The organism is Lederbergia sp. NSJ-179 (assembly GCF_022867885.1).
Classification (GTDB): Bacteria; Bacillota; Bacilli; order Bacillales; family Bacillaceae_C; genus Lederbergia.
Genome location: NZ_JALIFP010000026.1, coordinates 13,115 through 32,027 on the forward strand (window position 1 = coordinate 13,115; position 18,913 = coordinate 32,027).

The 18,913-nt window shown below is 38.7% G+C and carries 14 protein-coding genes; 3 read left to right on the top strand and 11 right to left on the bottom strand.

The window, feature by feature from the left end; genetic code table 11:
* The first annotated feature begins 242 nt into the window (after positions 1-242).
* Positions 243-1,475 (top strand): PucR family transcriptional regulator, encoded by a 1,233-nt coding sequence (locus MUB24_RS16325; RefSeq protein ID WP_244705941.1) that lies wholly within the window; start codon positions 243-245, stop codon positions 1,473-1,475.
* A 179-nt stretch (positions 1,476-1,654) separates the two neighbouring features.
* Here MUB24_RS16325 and MUB24_RS16330 read toward each other — a convergent pair whose 3' ends face one another.
* The 5 genes from MUB24_RS16330 to tagU form a co-directional block, all read right to left on the bottom strand.
* The gene (locus tag MUB24_RS16330) at positions 1,655-3,400 is read right to left on the bottom strand and encodes a phospho-sugar mutase (RefSeq protein WP_280517035.1); all 1,746 of its coding nucleotides are present in this window, start codon (positions 3,398-3,400) and stop codon (positions 1,655-1,657) included.
* Between the two features lie 207 nt (positions 3,401-3,607).
* Complete coding sequence (locus MUB24_RS16335; protein WP_244705945.1) at positions 3,608-4,651, bottom strand: aminoglycoside phosphotransferase family protein; 1,044 nt, start codon at positions 4,649-4,651, stop codon at positions 3,608-3,610.
* Between the two features lie 548 nt (positions 4,652-5,199).
* On the bottom strand, positions 5,200-6,282 hold the full coding sequence (locus tag MUB24_RS16340) for a Gfo/Idh/MocA family protein (protein WP_244705947.1): 1,083 nt from the start codon (positions 6,280-6,282) through the stop codon (positions 5,200-5,202).
* A gap of 141 nt (positions 6,283-6,423) precedes the next feature.
* Positions 6,424-7,944: a YifB family Mg chelatase-like AAA ATPase gene (locus tag MUB24_RS16345; protein ID WP_396426771.1), complete on the bottom strand. Its 1,521-nt coding sequence runs from the start codon at positions 7,942-7,944 to the stop codon at positions 6,424-6,426.
* 209 nt (positions 7,945-8,153) lie between these two features.
* Entirely contained in the window at positions 8,154-9,083 is a 930-nt protein-coding gene (gene tagU, locus MUB24_RS16350; protein ID WP_244705951.1) for a polyisoprenyl-teichoic acid--peptidoglycan teichoic acid transferase TagU, read from the bottom strand.
* A gap of 522 nt (positions 9,084-9,605) precedes the next feature.
* On the opposite strand from tagU, the gene MUB24_RS16355 reads away from it, so the two are divergent.
* On the top strand, positions 9,606-11,297 hold the full coding sequence (locus MUB24_RS16355) for a methyl-accepting chemotaxis protein (RefSeq protein ID WP_244705953.1): 1,692 nt from the start codon (positions 9,606-9,608) through the stop codon (positions 11,295-11,297).
* 223 nt (positions 11,298-11,520) lie between these two features.
* On the opposite strand, the gene adhE is transcribed toward MUB24_RS16355, so the two are convergent.
* Together adhE and MUB24_RS16365 are read right to left on the bottom strand one after the other, a co-directional pair.
* Positions 11,521-14,124, bottom strand: a complete 2,604-nt coding sequence (gene adhE, locus MUB24_RS16360) for a bifunctional acetaldehyde-CoA/alcohol dehydrogenase (protein WP_280517036.1) — start codon at positions 14,122-14,124, stop codon at positions 11,521-11,523.
* 218 nt (positions 14,125-14,342) lie between these two features.
* On the bottom strand, positions 14,343-14,612 hold the full coding sequence (locus MUB24_RS16365; protein ID WP_244705955.1) for a DUF624 domain-containing protein: 270 nt from the start codon (positions 14,610-14,612) through the stop codon (positions 14,343-14,345).
* A 324-nt stretch (positions 14,613-14,936) separates the two neighbouring features.
* On the opposite strand from MUB24_RS16365, the gene MUB24_RS16370 reads away from it, so the two are divergent.
* Complete coding sequence (locus MUB24_RS16370) at positions 14,937-15,695, top strand: sulfite exporter TauE/SafE family protein (protein ID WP_244705957.1); 759 nt, start codon at positions 14,937-14,939, stop codon at positions 15,693-15,695.
* A gap of 194 nt (positions 15,696-15,889) precedes the next feature.
* Here MUB24_RS16370 and MUB24_RS23525 read toward each other — a convergent pair whose 3' ends face one another.
* Genes MUB24_RS23525 through MUB24_RS16390 form a run of 4 tightly spaced genes read right to left on the bottom strand, consistent with a single transcriptional unit; the run spans position 15,890 to position 18,682 of the window.
* Positions 15,890-16,012, bottom strand: a complete 123-nt coding sequence (locus MUB24_RS23525) for an AgrD family cyclic lactone autoinducer peptide (protein WP_244705959.1) — start codon at positions 16,010-16,012, stop codon at positions 15,890-15,892.
* Complete coding sequence (locus MUB24_RS16380) at positions 15,996-16,595, bottom strand: accessory gene regulator ArgB-like protein (RefSeq protein WP_244705960.1); 600 nt, start codon at positions 16,593-16,595, stop codon at positions 15,996-15,998. Before MUB24_RS16380 ends, MUB24_RS23525 begins: the two co-directional genes overlap by 17 nt.
* A gap of 13 nt (positions 16,596-16,608) precedes the next feature.
* Positions 16,609-17,871 (bottom strand): hypothetical protein, encoded by a 1,263-nt coding sequence (locus tag MUB24_RS16385; protein WP_244705961.1) that lies wholly within the window; start codon positions 17,869-17,871, stop codon positions 16,609-16,611.
* Between the two features lie 28 nt (positions 17,872-17,899).
* Complete coding sequence (locus MUB24_RS16390; protein WP_244705962.1) at positions 17,900-18,682, bottom strand: sensor histidine kinase; 783 nt, start codon at positions 18,680-18,682, stop codon at positions 17,900-17,902.
* Between the last annotated feature and the right edge of the window lie 231 nt (positions 18,683-18,913).

The window sequence follows — 18,913 nt, forward strand, 5'->3', positions numbered from 1 at the left end:
CAAAAGAGCGAATGCGGTTTATGAAAAGTATGATACACTTTTCATAAACCGCATTTATTTTGCTTTCTACAGTAATCCGTTATACATTGTTTATAGATTGCATCAACTACCTACCGCTTATCATTTGAACGAAGGGCTTTTAGTTTAACGCTAACCCTCACCTGCCCATTGGGTAGCTTGAGGCGGGGCACTTCTTTCGTAGTTCTGTTTAAATAAGGAATTTTTTGGATAGGGGGAGCCGAATGGATCAACTGTTGGAAAAAGTCCGCTCGCTTATGGATATAAATGAAATAACCGATATCATGAGCGCGTATTTAAAAATGCCGATTGTAATTGAAGATGACCAGTTTTCTTTATTGGCTTACAGTTCCTTTTATATTGATGATTTTGATGAGGCCAACAAGCAAACCATTTTTACAAAACGTTGGCCCCTCTCCATATTGGAAAAGTTTATCGACAAAGGTATTGTCGATAAACTAAAAACGATTCCTACGCCCTTTCGAGTAGCGCCATTAGCGGAAATTGGTTTAAACCAACGGATCGTTGTGAGCGCCAAATATAATGAGCAAATATTGGGGTATATATGGGTACAGGAAACAGAGAGGCAGTTAATAGAAACCGAGATTGATTTTTTGCAAGCTGTGTCTTCACATGTAGGTCAGCTTCTGTATCAACAAAAACAACTTCAATTGAAAAAGAAGCGAGAAAAAAGTAACTTTTATAAAAAAATAATGGACGATATCTTTCAAACAGAAGCCCAACTCAAATGGGAAGCGGCGAATATGAATATCTCCATCCCCGATGCTTTTGTTACGATTGTCTTTACAGCCGAACCAACCAGCGAGGAGGTGTTTGATGAATTATTGGAAAAAGTTAAATTTTTCGCCCATTCCCTTCCCATTCATGTTGAGCTCTTTATAGATCCATTAAAAATAACGGTCATCATTGGTTATAAACATTCTTCACCTCAAAATTTATTAGCCTGTGCAACCGAATTAACTTCTACCGTTTTCAATCAGTTCAGTCATCAGCAAGTGTATCATGGGATTAGTAGAGAATATTCTACCATTTTTCTTCTCAAAAAAAGTTGTCAAGAAGCGCTTGAGGTCATCAAGATCGCCAAATTCATTGGGCCAGCCAACCTCCCATCCTTTGAATATGGAAAACTAGGATTGTTTCGTTACCTTGAAAGTATTTTCCACTATCAAAAAAGAATGAAGGATGTGAATGAGGATTTGTTAAAGCTAAAACAAAAAGATAACGAAAGCCAAACATGCCTGCTGCAAACATTGGAAGTTTTCTTATCGCAAAACTGCCGCTTAAAACCAACAGCAGAAAAACTTTTCATTCATACAAACACATTAAAATACCGCCTGAACCAAATAAGCGAACTCACTTCGATCAGCTTTGACAGCTTCCATGCTAATTGCCAATTATATATTGATTTACAATTATTGAAAGCCGATTCTCGGTGATTGCCTATAACACCTATAAGCTATTAGAACAGATTGACAATCCATTCGCCTCCGTAGTTATAGTGAAAAAGATGGACTAGAATCGGGCTTGTACCAGTGATGGAGCAAGCCTGTTTTTGTTTTGAATTTCAAAAAAATAGGCCCTAAAAGAGAAATCTCTTTAGGACCTTTTCTCATCCTTAATTTACAAATGCTTGAACAAGCTCCATTACTTCAGTTTCCAATTTTTCACGTTTCTTGATGCTTTCCTCCATCGAATCGCCTTTTACTGCAAAATAGAATTTGATTTTCGGCTCAGTCCCTGAAGGGCGTAGACAGAACCATGATCCATCTTCTAATGTAAATTTGAGCACATTAGATTTGGGCAATTCAATCTGGGTTTTTTCTCCTGTTCGTACATCTATTGCCTCACTAATCGCGTAATCTTCCAATACCGCTACTTGCACCCCAGCAATGGATTGCGGAGGATTTAGACGGAAGGCTTCAAGAATGCTGGCAATTTGCTCAGCTCCTTCTTTTCCTTTTCGGGTGAGAGACTGGAGAGACTCCTGATAGAAACCATATTTTTCAAAGATCCCCATAAGTCCTTCATAAAGAGATTTACCTTTCATCTTATAATAGGCAGCTATTTCTGCTGTGAAAATGGCGGCTTGAACCGCATCTTTATCACGAACAAAATCCCCAATTAAATAGCCATAGCTTTCTTCATAACCGAATAAAAATTGATGTTCCTTTGTTTTTTCAAATTCCTTAATCTTCTCCCCAATGAATTTGAATCCTGTAAGAGTATCAAGGCAGGATATACCAAAGCTGTTGGCAATTGCACGACCTATTTCGGATGTGACAATCGTTTTAATGATGACACCATTCTGAGGCAGTTCCTTCTTTTGTTGTTTTTGTGTCAAAATATAATCTGCCATTAAGGCACCCACTTGGTTACCTGTTAAAACAGTAAATTCACCTTGGCTATTTTTCACGGCTACTCCTAGGCGATCCGCATCAGGATCTGCACCTAGCAAAATATCGGCATCTAATTTTTCACCATATTGAATCGCTAGTTCAAAGGCGGCATGTTCTTCTGGATTTGGAGAAGTAACCGTTGAAAAGTTTGCATCGGGTAATTCCTGTTCCTTTACAACAGTCACATTTTCAAAACCAAAAGCTTTCAGCCCTTCGCGAACGGGTAAATTAGCTGTTCCATGAAGCGGAGTAAAAACAATTTTCAAGTCTTTTCCAGCCTTTTGGATCGCTTCTTCATTTAAATGGATCGGTTGTAAGGCATTTCTATAGGCTTGATCTATTTTATCCCCAATAAAAATAAGTAATCCCTGCTCCACTAACTGTTTTTCATCTGCAACTTCAATTTCTAACTCATGACCAGCTTGGCGTACATATCCGATCAACTCATCAGCCGGCTTAGGTGGGAGCTGGCCACCATCTTCTCCATATACTTTCAAGCCATTATACTCAGGAGGATTATGACTAGCTGTAATCATCACTCCCGCATAAGCATGCAAATAACGAACAGCAAAAGACAATAATGGTGTAGGTCGCAAACTTTCAAAAACATAAGCCTGAATCCCATGCTTCCCCACTGTTTTTGCCACTTCTAAAGCAAACTCGGGTGACATATGACGGGAATCATACGATACGACCACTCCACGGGTTTTAGCCTCTTCTCCCTGATCTTCTATGTATTTCGCAAGACCCTCCGCCGCTTTACGCACAGTATATATATTCATTCGGTTCGTCCCAGGACCAAGCTCCCCTCGCATCCCACCTGTTCCAAACTCTAATTCCTTATAAAAACTATCTTCAAGCTGCTTCTCGTCCTTTTCCATCCGTTCGAGCTGTTCTTTAAGTTTGCTATCCAGTGCATCATTCCCCATCCACTGTTCAAACTTCTCTCTCCACATCATGTCCATACCTCCTCATTCGGTGCCTGGCACGCCCCGAATTTTGCATTTTCCTATTTATCATACCTGTTTATTATTTTATACTCAACTCTCTAGAGTAGGCTGCTTTAGAAGTAAAGAGGAAAGCAAGCTTCATTAAGGGTAAGGAGGACAAATAAGGGGCCCAGTCCCGAATATGCGGATTTATAACGTTAAGTATTCTGGGAGGTAAAAGCTCTACATATTTCTCAACTCATGGATTTTTTGCAAGGTATGGATGTACAGTGTTCTTTCATCATCCGTTTCTTGGAGTTTGTTTCCCGACCCTGCGTTCATATACCACTCTACAAGCCTGTACCCGAACATAAGTAGAATCATCTCATAAACACAGTTATCCGTTATGTGTGAAATATCCGCATATTCCGAAAAGCCCTTGTAATACGCCGGAATACATCTGCGGTAGTATTCAACCATGTGCTCAATATCGGCTTCGTCCGCGATAAGACTTGCCATATCTTCACCTAAATAGCCCCATCCAGTGGTATCCCAGTCGATGAGTATAGTTTTACCGTCTGAATAGAATATGTTTGCTACCCAAAAATCCCTGTGGCACAGCACGATAGGTAGCTTTTCAATACGGTTGAATATTTCGTCTGCGTTTTTATCAATGTCGATGAGCATTTTACATAGGTGTTTCGGGATTTCGCAAGCGTCGGAGCGTATATAATCGTACACTCTATTCCATGACCGATAATGAAGATAGAAGTTCTTCATATAATCCACTTTGCTCAGGTTGGTCAAGCTCTGTAAAACAACTGGCTGCTCGGCATATAACTTGCCTTGGAACCGTCCTAATTCCGCGGCTGCGCGTTCATACATATCACCGGTCAAGTCTAAACCCGATATGCCGTCGATATATTCCATCCATATCTGCGTTTCGTTTTTTTCTTCGTTCATTTCGGCGTGATAACATTCAGGCCAACGGAATGATTCAGAAAGCAGAGCGCCGAAATTGGATCTATAAAAATCATATTCCCTTCGCCAAGAATTGGGATCGCCATAACGTTCAAATTTTTTCTGTGTTTTCCAAACCATCTTATATGGAAGATGTTCACCATCGGAAGTTTCAGCCATGCCTGTTACAAGTCGAACATCTCCTATTGTTCCACCTTGCAACTCTTTGAGTCGATAATCTGCGCGGATTATTGTCTTATTAAACATTTTACTCAAAGCAAGCTCCAGTACTTCCGGATTAACAAACCTTTCATCATGGTTGTTCATTTCTTGTAACCTCCCTTTTTCCCCTTATTTCGCATGGCAATTGCCTTTTGCCGTGCTCGTTTATCCATGAGAAAACCTGATTTATCATCCACAAACTTATTTTCCCGCTTCTGTACCAAGTAATGCTCCCAATGATCTGACGCTAATGATCCATCTTCAAGGGCGGCAAGAAGTGATATTCCCGGTTGCTCTTATTCCAAACTATAATCAAAGATTACAGCTTCACTTCTATAGTTTGCCCTAACTCTTTGTAAGCGATCAAGAGAAAATTTGATTATAAGCAAATATTATCGGTCTGCTACCTCTCCAACTCAATCTCCCAATTGTCGAATATCACATAAGAAAGGCCACCTTCGTTCTCGATTTGAAGATGGCCACTTATGGCAATTTGCTGCTTTTTCCTATGTTCTTTACCTCGTAAAAAACAAATCACTGGATGCATTATAGCCTAGTATGAAATAAGACTACATAAAAGATTGAGCTTTAAGTTTTTTATAAAGAAAAATCCGATCTACCTACGATAGATCGGAAAGTTATAAAGGGAGCTATTAATCAAAATAGACTGCTTTTCCAGTTTTTGCTGATTCATATATTGCTTCGAGGATTTGTGTGACGACATAGGCCTGTTCTGGTTTTACAAGTGGATCTGTATCATTGATGATGCTCTCAATCCATTGACGAGCCTCAATATCAGCATCGCTTTCAGATTTTCCACCATAAAACGCAACCCCGCCTGCTCCTAGATTAACTTTTTTCGTATATAGTCTGCTGAATTCCTCCCCGTTAATACGAAGACCGTCTTTCATGTCTGCCCCAGCATGTGTACCGCTCAAGGAAACCTTTGCTTCATCGACATCCAATGTATTCAAAGCCCAACTAGATTCCAAAACTATCGTTGCACCATTTTCCATTGTAATAAAGCCAAAAGCAGAATCTTCTACTTTAAATTCTTCAGGATCCCAAGGACCAAAGGCATTTGCAGCATTTTCCATATGTCCAAGTTTATGGTAAGTTGTTCCTAAAACTGCTTTTGGTTTATAATTATCCATCATCCACAATGTCAAATCCAATGCATGGGTACCAATATCAATTAATGGGCCGCCACCTTGTTTTTCTTCATCAAGGAAAACACCCCAAGTTGGCACAGCGCGGCGGCGAATAGCATGGGCTTTCGCATAATAAACTTCACCCAAATCTCCACGGCTACATATATTATGTAAATGAAGGCTGTCAGCTCTGAAGCGATTATTATAACCAATTGTCAATTTTTTACCCGTACGTTTAGCAGCTTCCACCATTTGCTTCGCTTCTTCTGAAGTTTTGGCCATGGGTTTTTCACACATAACATGCTTACCAGATTCTAGTGCAGCAATGGAGATCTCAGCATGTGAACTATTCGGTGTACAAACATGCACAACATCAATGGACGAATCCGCTAACAATTCTTTATAATCTTCATAAACCTTGGCACCTTCCACTCCGAATTTTTCCGCAGCAGCCTCTGCCTTTTCTACAATAATATCGCAAAACGCTACCATTTCAACTTGCTCTAACTTAGACAAACTAGGCATATGCTTGCCATTCGCAATACCGCCACAACCAACAATGGCTACCTTTAACTTCTCTGACATTCTCTCATCCCCTTATTTTAAACTTCGTCTATAATTTAAACGTTTCTATCAAAATAGTCAAGAGAATCTTTACGGTGAATGGCACGCCCCCGAATTTTGTAAAATTGAAGACGAAATAAAATGAACACCATCCAAACTCATTTATTTTTTCACTCCTATTCCTTCAAACCAAGAACCACTTCTAAGTTGAATAGCTTCATCAATGGATTCGTCCGAAATTCTGTGTTGATTCTCTAAATCTGATATTGTCCTTGCAAGACGAATGATTTTTAATTGTACTCGGTTACTCCAATGCAGCTTTATAGATAGGGAGAGTAGCCTTCGTTCTTGCTCTTGTGACAATGGACTTGTCCTCAATAATTTTTCGATAGGAACCTTACCATTTGTCCATACCATCTGATAGCGGTTATACTGCTTTTCTCTTGCTAATTGAACGCGCCTTCGAATGCTTTCAGAGGTTTCACTTTTTCGGTTTACTTGATCTAGCTTCATAGAGTGCAAATGGAGGAAAATATCTAATCGATCATGAACAGGACCAGAAATTTTATTTTGATAGTTTTTTATTTGTCGAGGGGAACAAGTGCAATAATAATGAATGGAGCCAAGATAACCACAAGGACAAGGGTTGGTCGCACCGATTAATATAAATGAAGATGGATATGTAACCTTTGATTGAACGCGACTAATCGTTACTTTTCCACTTTCCATCGGTTGCCTTAACATTTCTAGTGTTTTCTTAGGAAATTCAGCCATTTCATCTAAAAATAAAACCCCTTTATGAGACAGTGATATTTCTCCTGGTTTTGGAAAGGAACCTCCGCCAATTAAGGATGTTGAAGAACTAGAATGATGGGGAGAACGGAAAGGTGGGGTACAAGGAATGGCGTGTTTTTCACCTGCTAACTGATAAAGACTCATGACTTCCAATAGGGATTCCTTAGAAAGTGGAGGTAGTATGGTAGGAAACGCTTCTGCCAAAATACTTTTCCCGCATCCAGGTGGACCCGTCAATAGTACATTATGTTCGCCTGCTGCAGCAATTTCCAAAGCTCTTTTAGCTTGTTCCTGACCAAAGATATGAGAAAAATCGTTTTGCCAAGCGAAGGTGGAATTCATTATTTTAGCCTTTTTTGGTGAGATTTCCAAGTTGGTATTTTTACCATTAAAATAGGCAATAGCATGGAACAAATTTTTGAAAAAGACTAACTCCAGCTCCTCCATAAGTTCAAGGGGAATATTCGGATCATACGGAAGGTATAGCTTTTTTATTCCTAATGACTTTGCTGCGAGAATCGTGGGAAGAAGATCGTCCGTACCTAGCAAAGAACCATCTAAGGACAAGGCCCCTAAAAAGGCAGCATTTGGATCTAGCTCTTTCTTAATCAAATGCGATTCTTTTAGTATCCCAACTGCAATGGCAAAGTCAAGGAGGGTACTATTTTTCTTTTGTTCAGATGGTGATAAATTAACAACGATCTTTTGTGTGGTGATACTACTTTCTGCATCCCTTAATACAGTGAGAATTCGTTCCCTAGACTCCTTTATCGATTTATCTGGTAAACCGACAATCACCATAGAGGGCAAGCCAGCACGAATTTGAACTTCAGCTTGAATTCTATACCCCTCCAAACCTTTTAAACCAACGGTAGAAACTGTCTCCATGGACATCCTTCCCTTCCTTTTCATTCAATCTATCTTTTTGCAACATAAAAACATTTGTTCTAAAAAAGATTATAACCGGAAACACTTAATAAATTCAACAAAGCTTATTCGACAAATTTCGGGGCGTGCCAGGCACCTCAAAAGACATCTAAAAAGGTAGAAGACTTGTATACTTGAAGTCTTCTACCTTTTTAAGATTACAATTTCTTTTAGCTCAAGCCGAGATGTTCCTTTAAATGGGTTTGGATATTGGTTCTTTCTTCTTCTGGGACGATGTAATACCAAATTCCGTCGATTGTGGAGCCACTGCCTTTGATTTCTAATTGTTCAATTTTACGGCGGGCACCCGCATAATTTTTCTGAATATTAACCATGTCATCCATCGACAGATTTGTTTCCACATTATTACTCAAAGCCCTCAGCACATCATCGTATTTCCACAGTGCCGAAATATTTGCGCCTTTATTCATTACGCCTTCAATGACTTGACGTTGACGCATTTGTCTTCCAAAATCTCCTCGAGCGTCTTGTTTACGCATTCTAGCAAAGCTTAAAGCGGCATCTCCGTCTAAATCAAGAGTTCCTTTCGGAAAATGATGGCCCCCTTGCGAAAAATCCAAATCATTTTGAACACTAATTCCACCAACAGCATTTACAATATCTTTAAAGCCATCCATATTCATTTTGATATAATAATCGATCGGAATATCCAGGAATTTTTCGACCGTATTCATCGACATTTCTACATCACCAAAAGCATAAGCGTGATTGATTTTATCGACTGTTCCGTGTCCAACAATTTCTACCCTCGTATCGCGGGGAATACTTAGCATTTCCATTGAATTCTTATCTGGATTGATCGTCAAAACTACCATTGTATCTGACCGGCCTTTATCACCAGGTCGTTCGTCCACTCCAAGCATTAAGACCGAGAAAGGTTCTTTTTCTTGAAGCGATAATTCTGATGGCCTTTTAACCTCAGGTGTCCGATTAATCGGTTTGTGAACAGTATTCACGGCTTTATTTACATTATGAAAAATTGAATATCCATACCCTACAACTCCCAATACAAGCACAATCAGAACAGTGAGAAAGATCTTCAAGCCTGTCCTTTTCTTTTTTTGTTTTGTTCTTTGCATTTTTTCTTTTCCTTTCCCTTGGAAATTTACTTATTATATCCCGCTCACCTATTATTATCGGTGAAAGCTCTCTAAGAATAGACGTTTATCGTCATAAAAAGTTACACTTCGACCTTTTTTTAAAATGAGTCACACATATTCCTAATTATACGAAACTTTTCAACCTAAATTCAATATTAATTTTGTCGATTTTGTGCCTTACCTAACTTACCAGATGTAGGTCTATCGATCTAACCGATAAAAATGACCCTTCTATCAATATCCCCCTAACCGAAATGTTTATTTTTAAAATGCAACTTTTACCTTTTCAAACATTTCAAAAACATTCTTTTGCGTGATGGAATTTTTTAACATTGAGTGTACTTTTCCAGGAAAACTTGTAAAAAGTATTGTTTTCCCATATCCAATATTTTACTCTTATATTTCTAAAGTAACAGTATAATAGTCCTGTCACTTTAATTGGCTCGATCGCTATTTCCGATCCATTTACATCATTATGACATAATAAGAGGTGCATCTACTATGAAAAGATTTCAATTCCATACTATCACGTCCAAAATGCTGGCAGGGTTTTCACTTGTTTTAATCCTTGTTTTATGCATAGGTCTTTTTAATTTCATTTCGATTAATCAGATGAATCAAAAATCAAAGGTAATCAATAATGAAGAACTTCCACTTTTAACGGCGGATGATAAATTAGCTTTAAATCTTTCCAAAAGAATCATCATGGAACGTAATTATCTTTTATATGGGGATCACGAATTTAAGGAGCAATTTATAGAATTAACCGAAGATAGCAAGGAATATATCGACACAATTTCCAAAATGAGCCATTATGAAAATGTAGATACCATGATAAGCCGAAATAAAAAATGGAGTGAGCTTGTTCTTTCAGATGTTTTTGATGTTTATGACCAAGGGTTTCATGATCAAGCTGTTGGGAATTCGGAATACATTCAACCGATTGCACAAGATATTTTAAATAGCTTAGAGGAATTAGCAGATATGCAAGCCACTAATATTCACCATAAAGGACAGAATAACATTACTTCGGGCGGAAAAACATTACTGACTGTCGGGATCTTAACAGTCATTGCCTTTATGATCGTGATTGCGACTGCATTCACTACATCTCACATGATTGCGTCGCCACTAAAAACAGCAACAAAACGAATGAAATTACTGGCTAGTGGTGATTTAAGCAGTGAACCGTTAAAAACTACAGCAAAAGATGAAACGGGACAAGTAATACGAGCCATGAATGAAATGACAAGTAATACAAGAGATTTACTGAAGAAAATTAATACTGTCTCAGGCACTGTTTCAAGTCATAGCGAGGAGTTAACACAAGCGACAGCTGAGGTAAAATCTGGTTCTGAGCAAATTGCGGTCACCATGCAAGAACTTGCGACAGGTGCGGAAACACAAGCCAATAGTACAAACGACCTCTCAAATATCATTGGTCAATTCATGAAAAAAATCCAGGAAGCAAGTACCAATAGTAAGCAAATTCAAATCGCATCTAGGGAAATGGTGCAATTAACCGAAACAGGTGGTCATCTGATGGATTCATCCAATGAACAGATGACTAAAATCGACCAAATTGTCCAAGATGCGGTTCAAAAAGTAGAAGGTTTAGAAAGCCAATCCAAGCAAATCAATAAATTAATTTCAGTCATCCAGGACATTGCGGAACAGACAAATCTACTTGCTTTAAATGCTGCCATTGAAGCAGCGCGTGCGGGTGAGCATGGAAAAGGTTTTGCAGTGGTAGCTTCTGAGGTCAAAAAATTAGCAGAACAAGTTTCTCATTCCATCACAGATATTACAAAAATAGTTACAACAATTCAATCAGAGTCTCAGCTTGTTACTCATTCCCTTCAAAGTAGCTATAAAGAAGTGGAACAGGGGACAAACAAAATCCAAACAACGGCTGAAACATTCAATCAAATTCAAGAAAGCTTGAAAAAAATGGTCATTAATATCCAAACCATCACGACCCATTTATCGAATATGACGGAAGATAGTGAGGTGATCCACTCCTCAATTCAGGAAATTGCCGCTGTTTCCGAGGAATCATCTGCCGGTATTGAACAAACATCAGCCACTTCTCAACAAGTCAGCAGCTCAATGGAAGCAATATCCGATAGCTCTTCAGATCTTTCTGCCTTAACAGAGGAATTAAATGATTTAGTCGAAAAATTTAAACTTTAAATGGAACAGCAGGCTTCATTCGTGAGAAGCCTGCTTCCCTCTTAAAAGCAATTTTTGCCATAACATCAGCACGCGTTCAAATCGATGATCGAAAAATGTAGAAATAATAAAATTCGGTGCAAAATGGACCAAAAATTGCGTTTTTTATTGTTTTTTGTGAAACAAATATTTATCCTCAATTAAGTATGAAAAGGGTAAAGTGGCTTGGCGCCAAGAGCAGATGTTACACTCCTTTATACGCTTGGCGATAAATATCTGCCAGCTCCGTTACAAGCGGAAGCTTCGGGTTTGCTGTTGTACATTGGTCTTCAAATGCCCGATCAGCAAGTTTCTCAACCTTCGCCTCAAACTCTTTCTCATCCACGCCATTTGCTTGAATGCTCATTGGAATGTCCAATTCTCGAGCTAATTTTATAATGGCCTGCACGAGGCTTTCTACCCCTTCCTCTGTCGTCCGAGCCTTTAAGCCTAAGAATCTAGCTATTTCGGCGTAGCGTTCATCAGCGATAAAGCTTTCATACTTAGGGAAGGCCGTAAACTTCATTGGTTTAGTGGCGTTATATCGGATGACATGTGGAAGCAAAATCGCGTTGGCGCGTCCATGAGCGATGTCAAATTCAGCTCCAAGCTTATGAGCCAAGCTATGATTAATCCCTAGAAAGGCGTTGGCAAAAGCCATTCCTGCAATAGTGGAGGCGTTATGCATTTTTTCTCGAGCTAATGTATTCGCTCCATCATGATATGCAGTAGGCAAATATTCGAATACAAGCTGAATGGCCTTCATTGCTAATGCATCTGTATAGTCGTTTGCCATGACAGATACATAGGCTTCAATGGCGTGTGTGAGTACGTCCATTCCTGTGTCTGCCGTTACCTGTTTAGGTACCGTTCTTACAAATTGAGGATCAATAATGGCCACATCGGGTGTTAATTCATAATCAGCCAATGGATATTTCGTATTTGCTTCTTTATCTGTAATAACAGAAAATGATGTCACTTCGGATCCCGTTCCGGAGGTCGTTGGAATTGCCACAAATTGTGCCTTTCGTCCGAGCTTGGGGTACTTAACAATTCGCTTTCTGATATCTAAAAATTTCTGCTTCAATCCTTGGAAATCGACATCCGGATATTCATAGAAAAGCCACATGCCTTTCGCAGCATCCATAGCTGAGCCACCGCCAATCGTAATAATCACATCGGGCTGAAAGCTTGTCATCATTTCTGCACCCTTCATGACCGTCTCAATACTTGGGTCTGGCTCTACATCTGAAAAAATTTTACAATGAACATACTCAGGACGTCTTCTTAAAAAATAAAGTACCTTATCTACATAACCAAGCTTTATCATACCAGGATCAGTGACAATCACTGCTTTAGAAATATTAGGCATTTTCTGCAAATATTGAACAGAATTTTCTTCAAAGTATATTTTAGGTGGTACCTTAAACCATTGCATATTGACATTCCTTCTTGCAACCTTTTTCGTATTGATCAAATGAACAACCCCAACATTTGTGGAGGCAGAATTACCACCATACGTTCCACAGCCAAGTGTAAGGGATGGTAAATAAGCATTATAAATATCGCCTATGGCCCCTTGGGATGATGGTGCATTAGCAATAATTCGGCCTGCTTTCATCTGTAATCCGAAGGTCTTTATAACGGCCTCATCTGTTGAATGAATGACAGCAGAGTGACCTATTCCCCCAAACTCCAGCATTTCTTTAGATCTTTTTAATCCTTCATCCAATGAGTTTACTCGATAACAAGCAAGAATAGGACTTAGCTTCTCACGAGAAAGGGGATATTCCGGGCCGACGCCAGCCAATTCTGCAACTAATATTTTTGTTTTCTCTGGCACCTTAATGCCCGCCATTTCAGCAATTCTGGAAGCGGACATCCCAACAATCTCAGCATTAACGGCACAAGAAGCCTCATTAATCACTAGCTTTTCCAGCTGATGCCTCTCCTCCTTATCAAGAAAATAACAACCATTTTTGACCATTTCCTCTTTTACGGCTGAATAAATCTCTTTATCGATAATAACGGCTTGTTCAGATGCACAAATCATGCCATTATCAAAGGTTTTTGATAAAATTAAATCATTTACGGCTCGCTTGATCCGAGCTGTTTTTTCAATATAGCAAGGTACATTCCCTGGCCCAACCCCAATTGCCGGTTTCCCTGAACTATAGGCCGATCTCACCATTCCGCTGCCACCTGTTGCAAGTATAAGAGAAATGCCCTTGTGTGCCATGAGTAATCTTGTTGCTTCCACAGATGGATGTTCAATCCATTGAATGCAATTTTCTGGAGCCCCTGCTTCCACTGCTGCATCTCGCAATACCCTCGCTGCCTCTGCACTACATGCTTGAGCAGATGGATGGAAGGCAAAAATAATTGGATTCCTTGTTTTAATCGCACTTAAAGCTTTAAACATCGTGGTAGAGGTTGGGTTGGTTACAGGTGTCACTCCAGCAATGACACCGACAGGTTCAGCAATTTCCGTCACTCCCTCGTACTCATCCTCATTAATTACGCCTACGGTTTTATCATATTTAATATTGTGATAAATATATTCCGTTGCGAACATATTTTTAATGATCTTATCCTCATAAATACCACGTTTTGTTTCTTCTACAGCAAGCTTAGCCAATGGCATATGCTGATCCATCCCTGCTAAAGCCATTGCCTTTACAATCCGGTCGATTTCTTCCTGATCAAATCGGTAGAATTCCTCCAGAGCGTGAAGCCCTTTAGCGACTAGTTCATCAATCATTAAAGTCGTTACTTGTTTTTCATTTGCAACTTTTTGATCAACTGTCATCGTTTTTTCCTCCTTATATTTGTGAATAATTTCACAAACGCTTCTAAAAAAATAATGATTCCATACTTTCATTTTATAGAGGCCTACTTCATCGCTTCCCCCTTTCTGCCTTTATTCTATTTATACTATACCATGTAAGGAATAGTTTGTGAAGTGTTGAGCAAACAAACTAATAATTTCCCTTTTCGTTCTAGATTACCAATTAAGAACTGGTTTTTTTAATAATAGCAACACTGAAATGGCGATAGGGCTAAACCAAATATATTCCCTTTGAGAAATATGTCTTTATAAAACTGCCAAAACATTTGGTGGATTGGTTGGGTAGCAGTCTCTCGAATGTATTGTCTTGCTACAGCCATGACAGCCAAAAGGGCAGGAAAAAAACCAAATATTCCAAGTCCTACTACAATAAATCCCATAAATAACAACTGTAAAATAATAATTCGACCTAGCACTCGTCCAACTTTTTGAAAAGATTCTGTTTTCATTTAATAAGACTCCCCCTTTTAATTCATATTATACTATGATTTTTTTAGAGAAGTCCCTTAATCTTCTATCTATTTCCATAAGCCTACAATTTTCATCGAAAAAGCCCTACTTTATAAAAAAAATGTCCATTTCCCGGGAAATTTTGTGGTAATGTAAGATAGAAAATAGGGATCAGTTTAATTTGTGGGCGCCTCTTCTATTTAAGCTTTTATGTAATCCCTATACTCAATCTATTAGGAATGGGTTTCATAGCCGCTTTTTCCACCTATTACTTGTACAATAAAAGAATCGATCAATAGAAAAGTAGCTTGTATTCAGAGGAGATGGAAGTTTTGCTTACGTTTGAACTGATTTTTGTTATGTTCCTAACCGGATTATTGCTTGGTTTTATTGGTGCAGGCGGGTCCGGATTTATGATTGCGATCTTAACCGTTGGGTTTGGTTACCCAATCCATATGGCGATGGGAACGGCCCTTGCTGCTATGATGTTTACCTCATTGTCAGGAGCGGTTAGCCATATTCGTGAAAAAAATGCAGATCTGATAAGCGGGGGGATTGTTGGCATAACAGGTGCCATTGCTGCATGGTTCGGAGCCGGCATCGCCATCAATATTCCTGAATCGATTATAACGTGGTTAACCGCTAGTATGCTGGCTTTATCAAGTATTGCTCTCTTTTTACGTTTGGTCTTGGCTTCAGAAAGTGTGAGCCAGTTAAATAAAAAAAGTATACGTTATTTTGTATCTGTTATTGCTCTTGGTGCCATAACCGGTTTCTTATCCGGCACGTTTGGCATTGGAGCCACTCCTTTTATTCAATTAGGTTTAATGTTGTTACTTGGATTGCCCATGCGGATGGCAGCAGGTACCTCCATGCTGATCATTTTACCGATTGCCGCAGCAGGAGGAGCCGGTTATTTTTGGGCTGGGAGTCTTAATATCCAATTGCTAGTGACTGTTCTGGTTGGTACAATGACTGGATCTTATATCGGGGCAAAATTGACAAAGCGAGCGCCCCAAAAGCTTCTTAAAATCGGAATCATTGTCACACCTCTTGCAGCAGCTCTCCTGCTCATCCTTTAGCGAACAAACTCGATTTCGCCTTGCTTAGCATCATGAACCTCCATGACTACCAAAACAGCTCTGGGGCTTCTTTTTTGGGCGTCATGAAACTCCCTTGACTACCAAAACAACTTTATACAACTGCGGGGCACACTGAAAAGCTCAGTGGAATTATTCCACTGAGCTTCCTTTTCGAAAGGACCATGGCATCTTTCTTATTTCGTTTTGTTTAAGCTATCGGGAATCTTAGGTGCGTGTAGCAATGGACTTGATGCGGAAACAAATGTTGAAGCAACGGCATGAGTAGCTTTTGAAACATGTTTAGCTAGTTTTTTCACCTTTTTCACCTCCTTGAGAGAATTTACTTACTATATGATCCAATGTATGAATCGATTTGATTCCCATTGGTGTAAGTAGCACGGCTTGAAGAAGTGCCCCAGAAACAAAACCAGTTTGTCCAAAATAAACAGAGAATAGAAGAGAAATAAGCAGCCACACAAGTGCAAATGCCTTCTTTTTTCTTTCCCATTGTGCGGAATGTTTCAGCTGATGCTCTTCATAGTAAGGGGCGAATTTTAAAATGAGTAGTAAGCTGATGAACCAATAACTATAAACGTATATATCCTTTTGTGGTAACCATAGCAGGGCAACCATTAATAATAGGCTTGCGATGGAACAGGTTAATGACTGATTTAGATGGGCTCCTCCTGATAAAATTCTGAGAATCATAAAGGAAATCCCAATCTGCAAGATGATGAAGGTAGCATCCAGTAACCAACCTGCAACCATCACCAAAAGTAACGTAAATAGTAAATTAAAAATAATCGTAAAACCAAAGACAAGCACATCTTGAGGAGCCGTTTCTTCAGGATTTGCTTTTTTGATTTGATCCGCAAAGGCTATCGCCCATTTCTCAAACATTCGATCACTTCCCTTATAAAATCGGAGAACGAATTGATAGATTAATTGGTTGAAAGTTAGAGTGAATAACAGCACCTAGATGTTTCAGTTCCAAAAGCGCATCATAGGATTTTAAATTTTCATGCACTTTTTCCTCAATTCGGAGAGGGCTGGAAATGGTAAACGAAACCACCGCTTCCTCGCTTGAGTCAATATGAAAGTGAATAATTTTGTCTTGTACTTCTGATGCTTGACTGAGCACAAAAATAAAATTATCAATAATTTTGCTTATACAAACGATTTGCTGTAGCGAGATCGGCACTTCATATTGAATCTCCCCAGACACCTTGATCGTCACGTCAAAAAGATGAGCGAGTTTCCTTTTATTGATTAATAAAACATAGAATAGTTCATCAAGTTGGGAACACAAACCCTGCTCGAGAGCTAAGTTAGATGGTGCTTTATCTAAATCATTCGATCCGATGTAATCTGTAATCAATTCGCAGGCTTGTCTGTTGGCTAGCTTGACAATTGACTGAAAATGCTGTCTCTCCTCTTCCTTCAAGTTCTCAATCCGATCAATCATTTGTTGTTCTTGATCAAGAAAAAGTTTCTTCGCCTCAAGAATTTGCTGTTTTTGAAGGAGAATATGTAAAAATAAATAGAATGATAAAATGAGAAAACCAATGAGCATGACGAATAAAATCATCATTTGTTTATAAGCAGACTCTTCAATCATTAGGATGTAAGCCGTTAACCAAATAAAAGCAATCATCAAAAGCGAGATCATTACCATAAGGAGACGATATTTCCTATTCATTCTAGGCATTTTAATCAGGGAACGAACTTCATTTAATTGAAATTGCGAGTACTGAACAATCATGCTGAAGAAAAATACAAATAAAATGGTTAACAACTGAGTGACAGCCTTATCAAAAAAAGCGCTAAAGAAATGCAGATGATCCAAGTTAAAAGCTCTTACAAGCACTTCCATAAAAATCATTTGGATAAAAATATAAAATCCGTAACCCATACTTGTGATCACAAAAGCTTCCAGCATCTTACTAGCTAATAGCCAATTAGTTAACATAAAGGCTAAAATAATTTGCAAAATGATGGTATACGTCATAGATATCGAAGTATGATGGAAAAGAAACGAAACCACACTCATTATACTTGCGATCCAGACAAGCGCTTTACGATGCTTTTTTAAAGAATAACCGAATACCACAATTGGGAAAAGAAATAAACATAACCATTCAAAAAAGGAGAGCAAAAGCGTGATAATCACATTCATAAACTGTACTCCTTTTTAAAAAATATCCTTACGGTGTGTTTTTCATCAAAGGAAGTCGAATTTGAACCTGTGCACCTTTTGGTTGTTGATTTTGAATAGACAATTCACCATTCAATGTTTCAACAATCGCTTTACAGATGGGTAATCCAACACCTGTCCCCGCTTCTTTCGTCGTAAAAAACGGGGAAAATAAATGTTCAATCAAATCCTCAGGAATTCCTGTCCCATTATCCGTTATAAGGATCCATACATCTTTGTCTTCCTTTTTCAGTCGAGTATGGATTATACATTCCCCTTTGGATGCTTCAATTGCATTATTCATCAAATTGACCAGTAATTGTTCAAAACGGGATTCGTTCCCGGTAATATAAACCTCATCTAATAAATCTGTCTCAAATCGAACACTTTCATATTCTGGTTGCATTTCAAAAATGGCAACCGTCTTTTCCACCATACATTTCACATCAATAATAGAAAGATGATCTTTCTGAAAATCGGTTGTGGCTAAAACAAGGAGCTCTTGAATTAACGACTCCATTCGTAAAGCTTCATCTTTGATAATGGAAAGATATTGACTAATTTTCGGGTCTGTTTTTACGGTTTTATCCTGTTCAAGAAATTGGGTGAACCCAATAATAGAGGTTAAGGGATTTCGAATTTCATGGGCAAAAAACGCAGCTAATCGCCCAATAATTTCATCGTAATTTTCCTCTTTTTTCTCTTTTTCTAGTTTCTTGGATTCTATTTTTTCCTTTTTAACCGCTTTCTTCTTTTTCCAAATAATACGGTTAAAGAATGGCCAGTTGTTCATGGATGTTTTTACTCTCCTAAGGGATAGTTTAAATGATATTAATCAAAAATACATGCTCAGTATAATTCTACCTCTGGGGGCTCCTGTTTTTTTACATCCTGAATCTGGTAATTTTTACCTTTGTAGATAACTGTACAGCACTCTATTTAAAAAGTCTGTCGGAATTTGTCAAGCAGATAAAAAGTTTTACATTTTTTGCAAAAACAAGCTGTCATCTAGTTAAATTGTCCC

Coding starts and splice junctions, on each gene's coding strand:
- MUB24_RS16325 (WP_244705941.1), top strand. CDS start 243: ATGGATCAACTGTTGGAAAAAGTCCGCTCGCTTATGGATATAAATGAA.
- MUB24_RS16330 (WP_280517035.1), bottom strand. CDS start 3,400: ATGGACATGATGTGGAGAGAGAAGTTTGAACAGTGGATGGGGAATGAT.
- MUB24_RS16335 (WP_244705945.1), bottom strand. CDS start 4,651: ATGAACAACCATGATGAAAGGTTTGTTAATCCGGAAGTACTGGAGCTT.
- MUB24_RS16340 (WP_244705947.1), bottom strand. CDS start 6,282: ATGTCAGAGAAGTTAAAGGTAGCCATTGTTGGTTGTGGCGGTATTGCG.
- MUB24_RS16345 (WP_396426771.1), bottom strand. CDS start 7,944: ATGGAGACAGTTTCTACCGTTGGTTTAAAAGGTTTGGAGGGGTATAGA.
- tagU (WP_244705951.1), bottom strand. CDS start 9,083: ATGCAAAGAACAAAACAAAAAAAGAAAAGGACAGGCTTGAAGATCTTT.
- MUB24_RS16355 (WP_244705953.1), top strand. CDS start 9,606: ATGAAAAGATTTCAATTCCATACTATCACGTCCAAAATGCTGGCAGGG.
- adhE (WP_280517036.1), bottom strand. CDS start 14,124: ATGACAGTTGATCAAAAAGTTGCAAATGAAAAACAAGTAACGACTTTA.
- MUB24_RS16365 (WP_244705955.1), bottom strand. CDS start 14,612: ATGAAAACAGAATCTTTTCAAAAAGTTGGACGAGTGCTAGGTCGAATT.
- MUB24_RS16370 (WP_244705957.1), top strand. CDS start 14,937: ATGGAAGTTTTGCTTACGTTTGAACTGATTTTTGTTATGTTCCTAACC.
- MUB24_RS16380 (WP_244705960.1), bottom strand. CDS start 16,595: ATGTTTGAGAAATGGGCGATAGCCTTTGCGGATCAAATCAAAAAAGCA.
- MUB24_RS16385 (WP_244705961.1), bottom strand. CDS start 17,871: ATGAATGTGATTATCACGCTTTTGCTCTCCTTTTTTGAATGGTTATGT.
- MUB24_RS16390 (WP_244705962.1), bottom strand. CDS start 18,682: ATGAACAACTGGCCATTCTTTAACCGTATTATTTGGAAAAAGAAGAAA.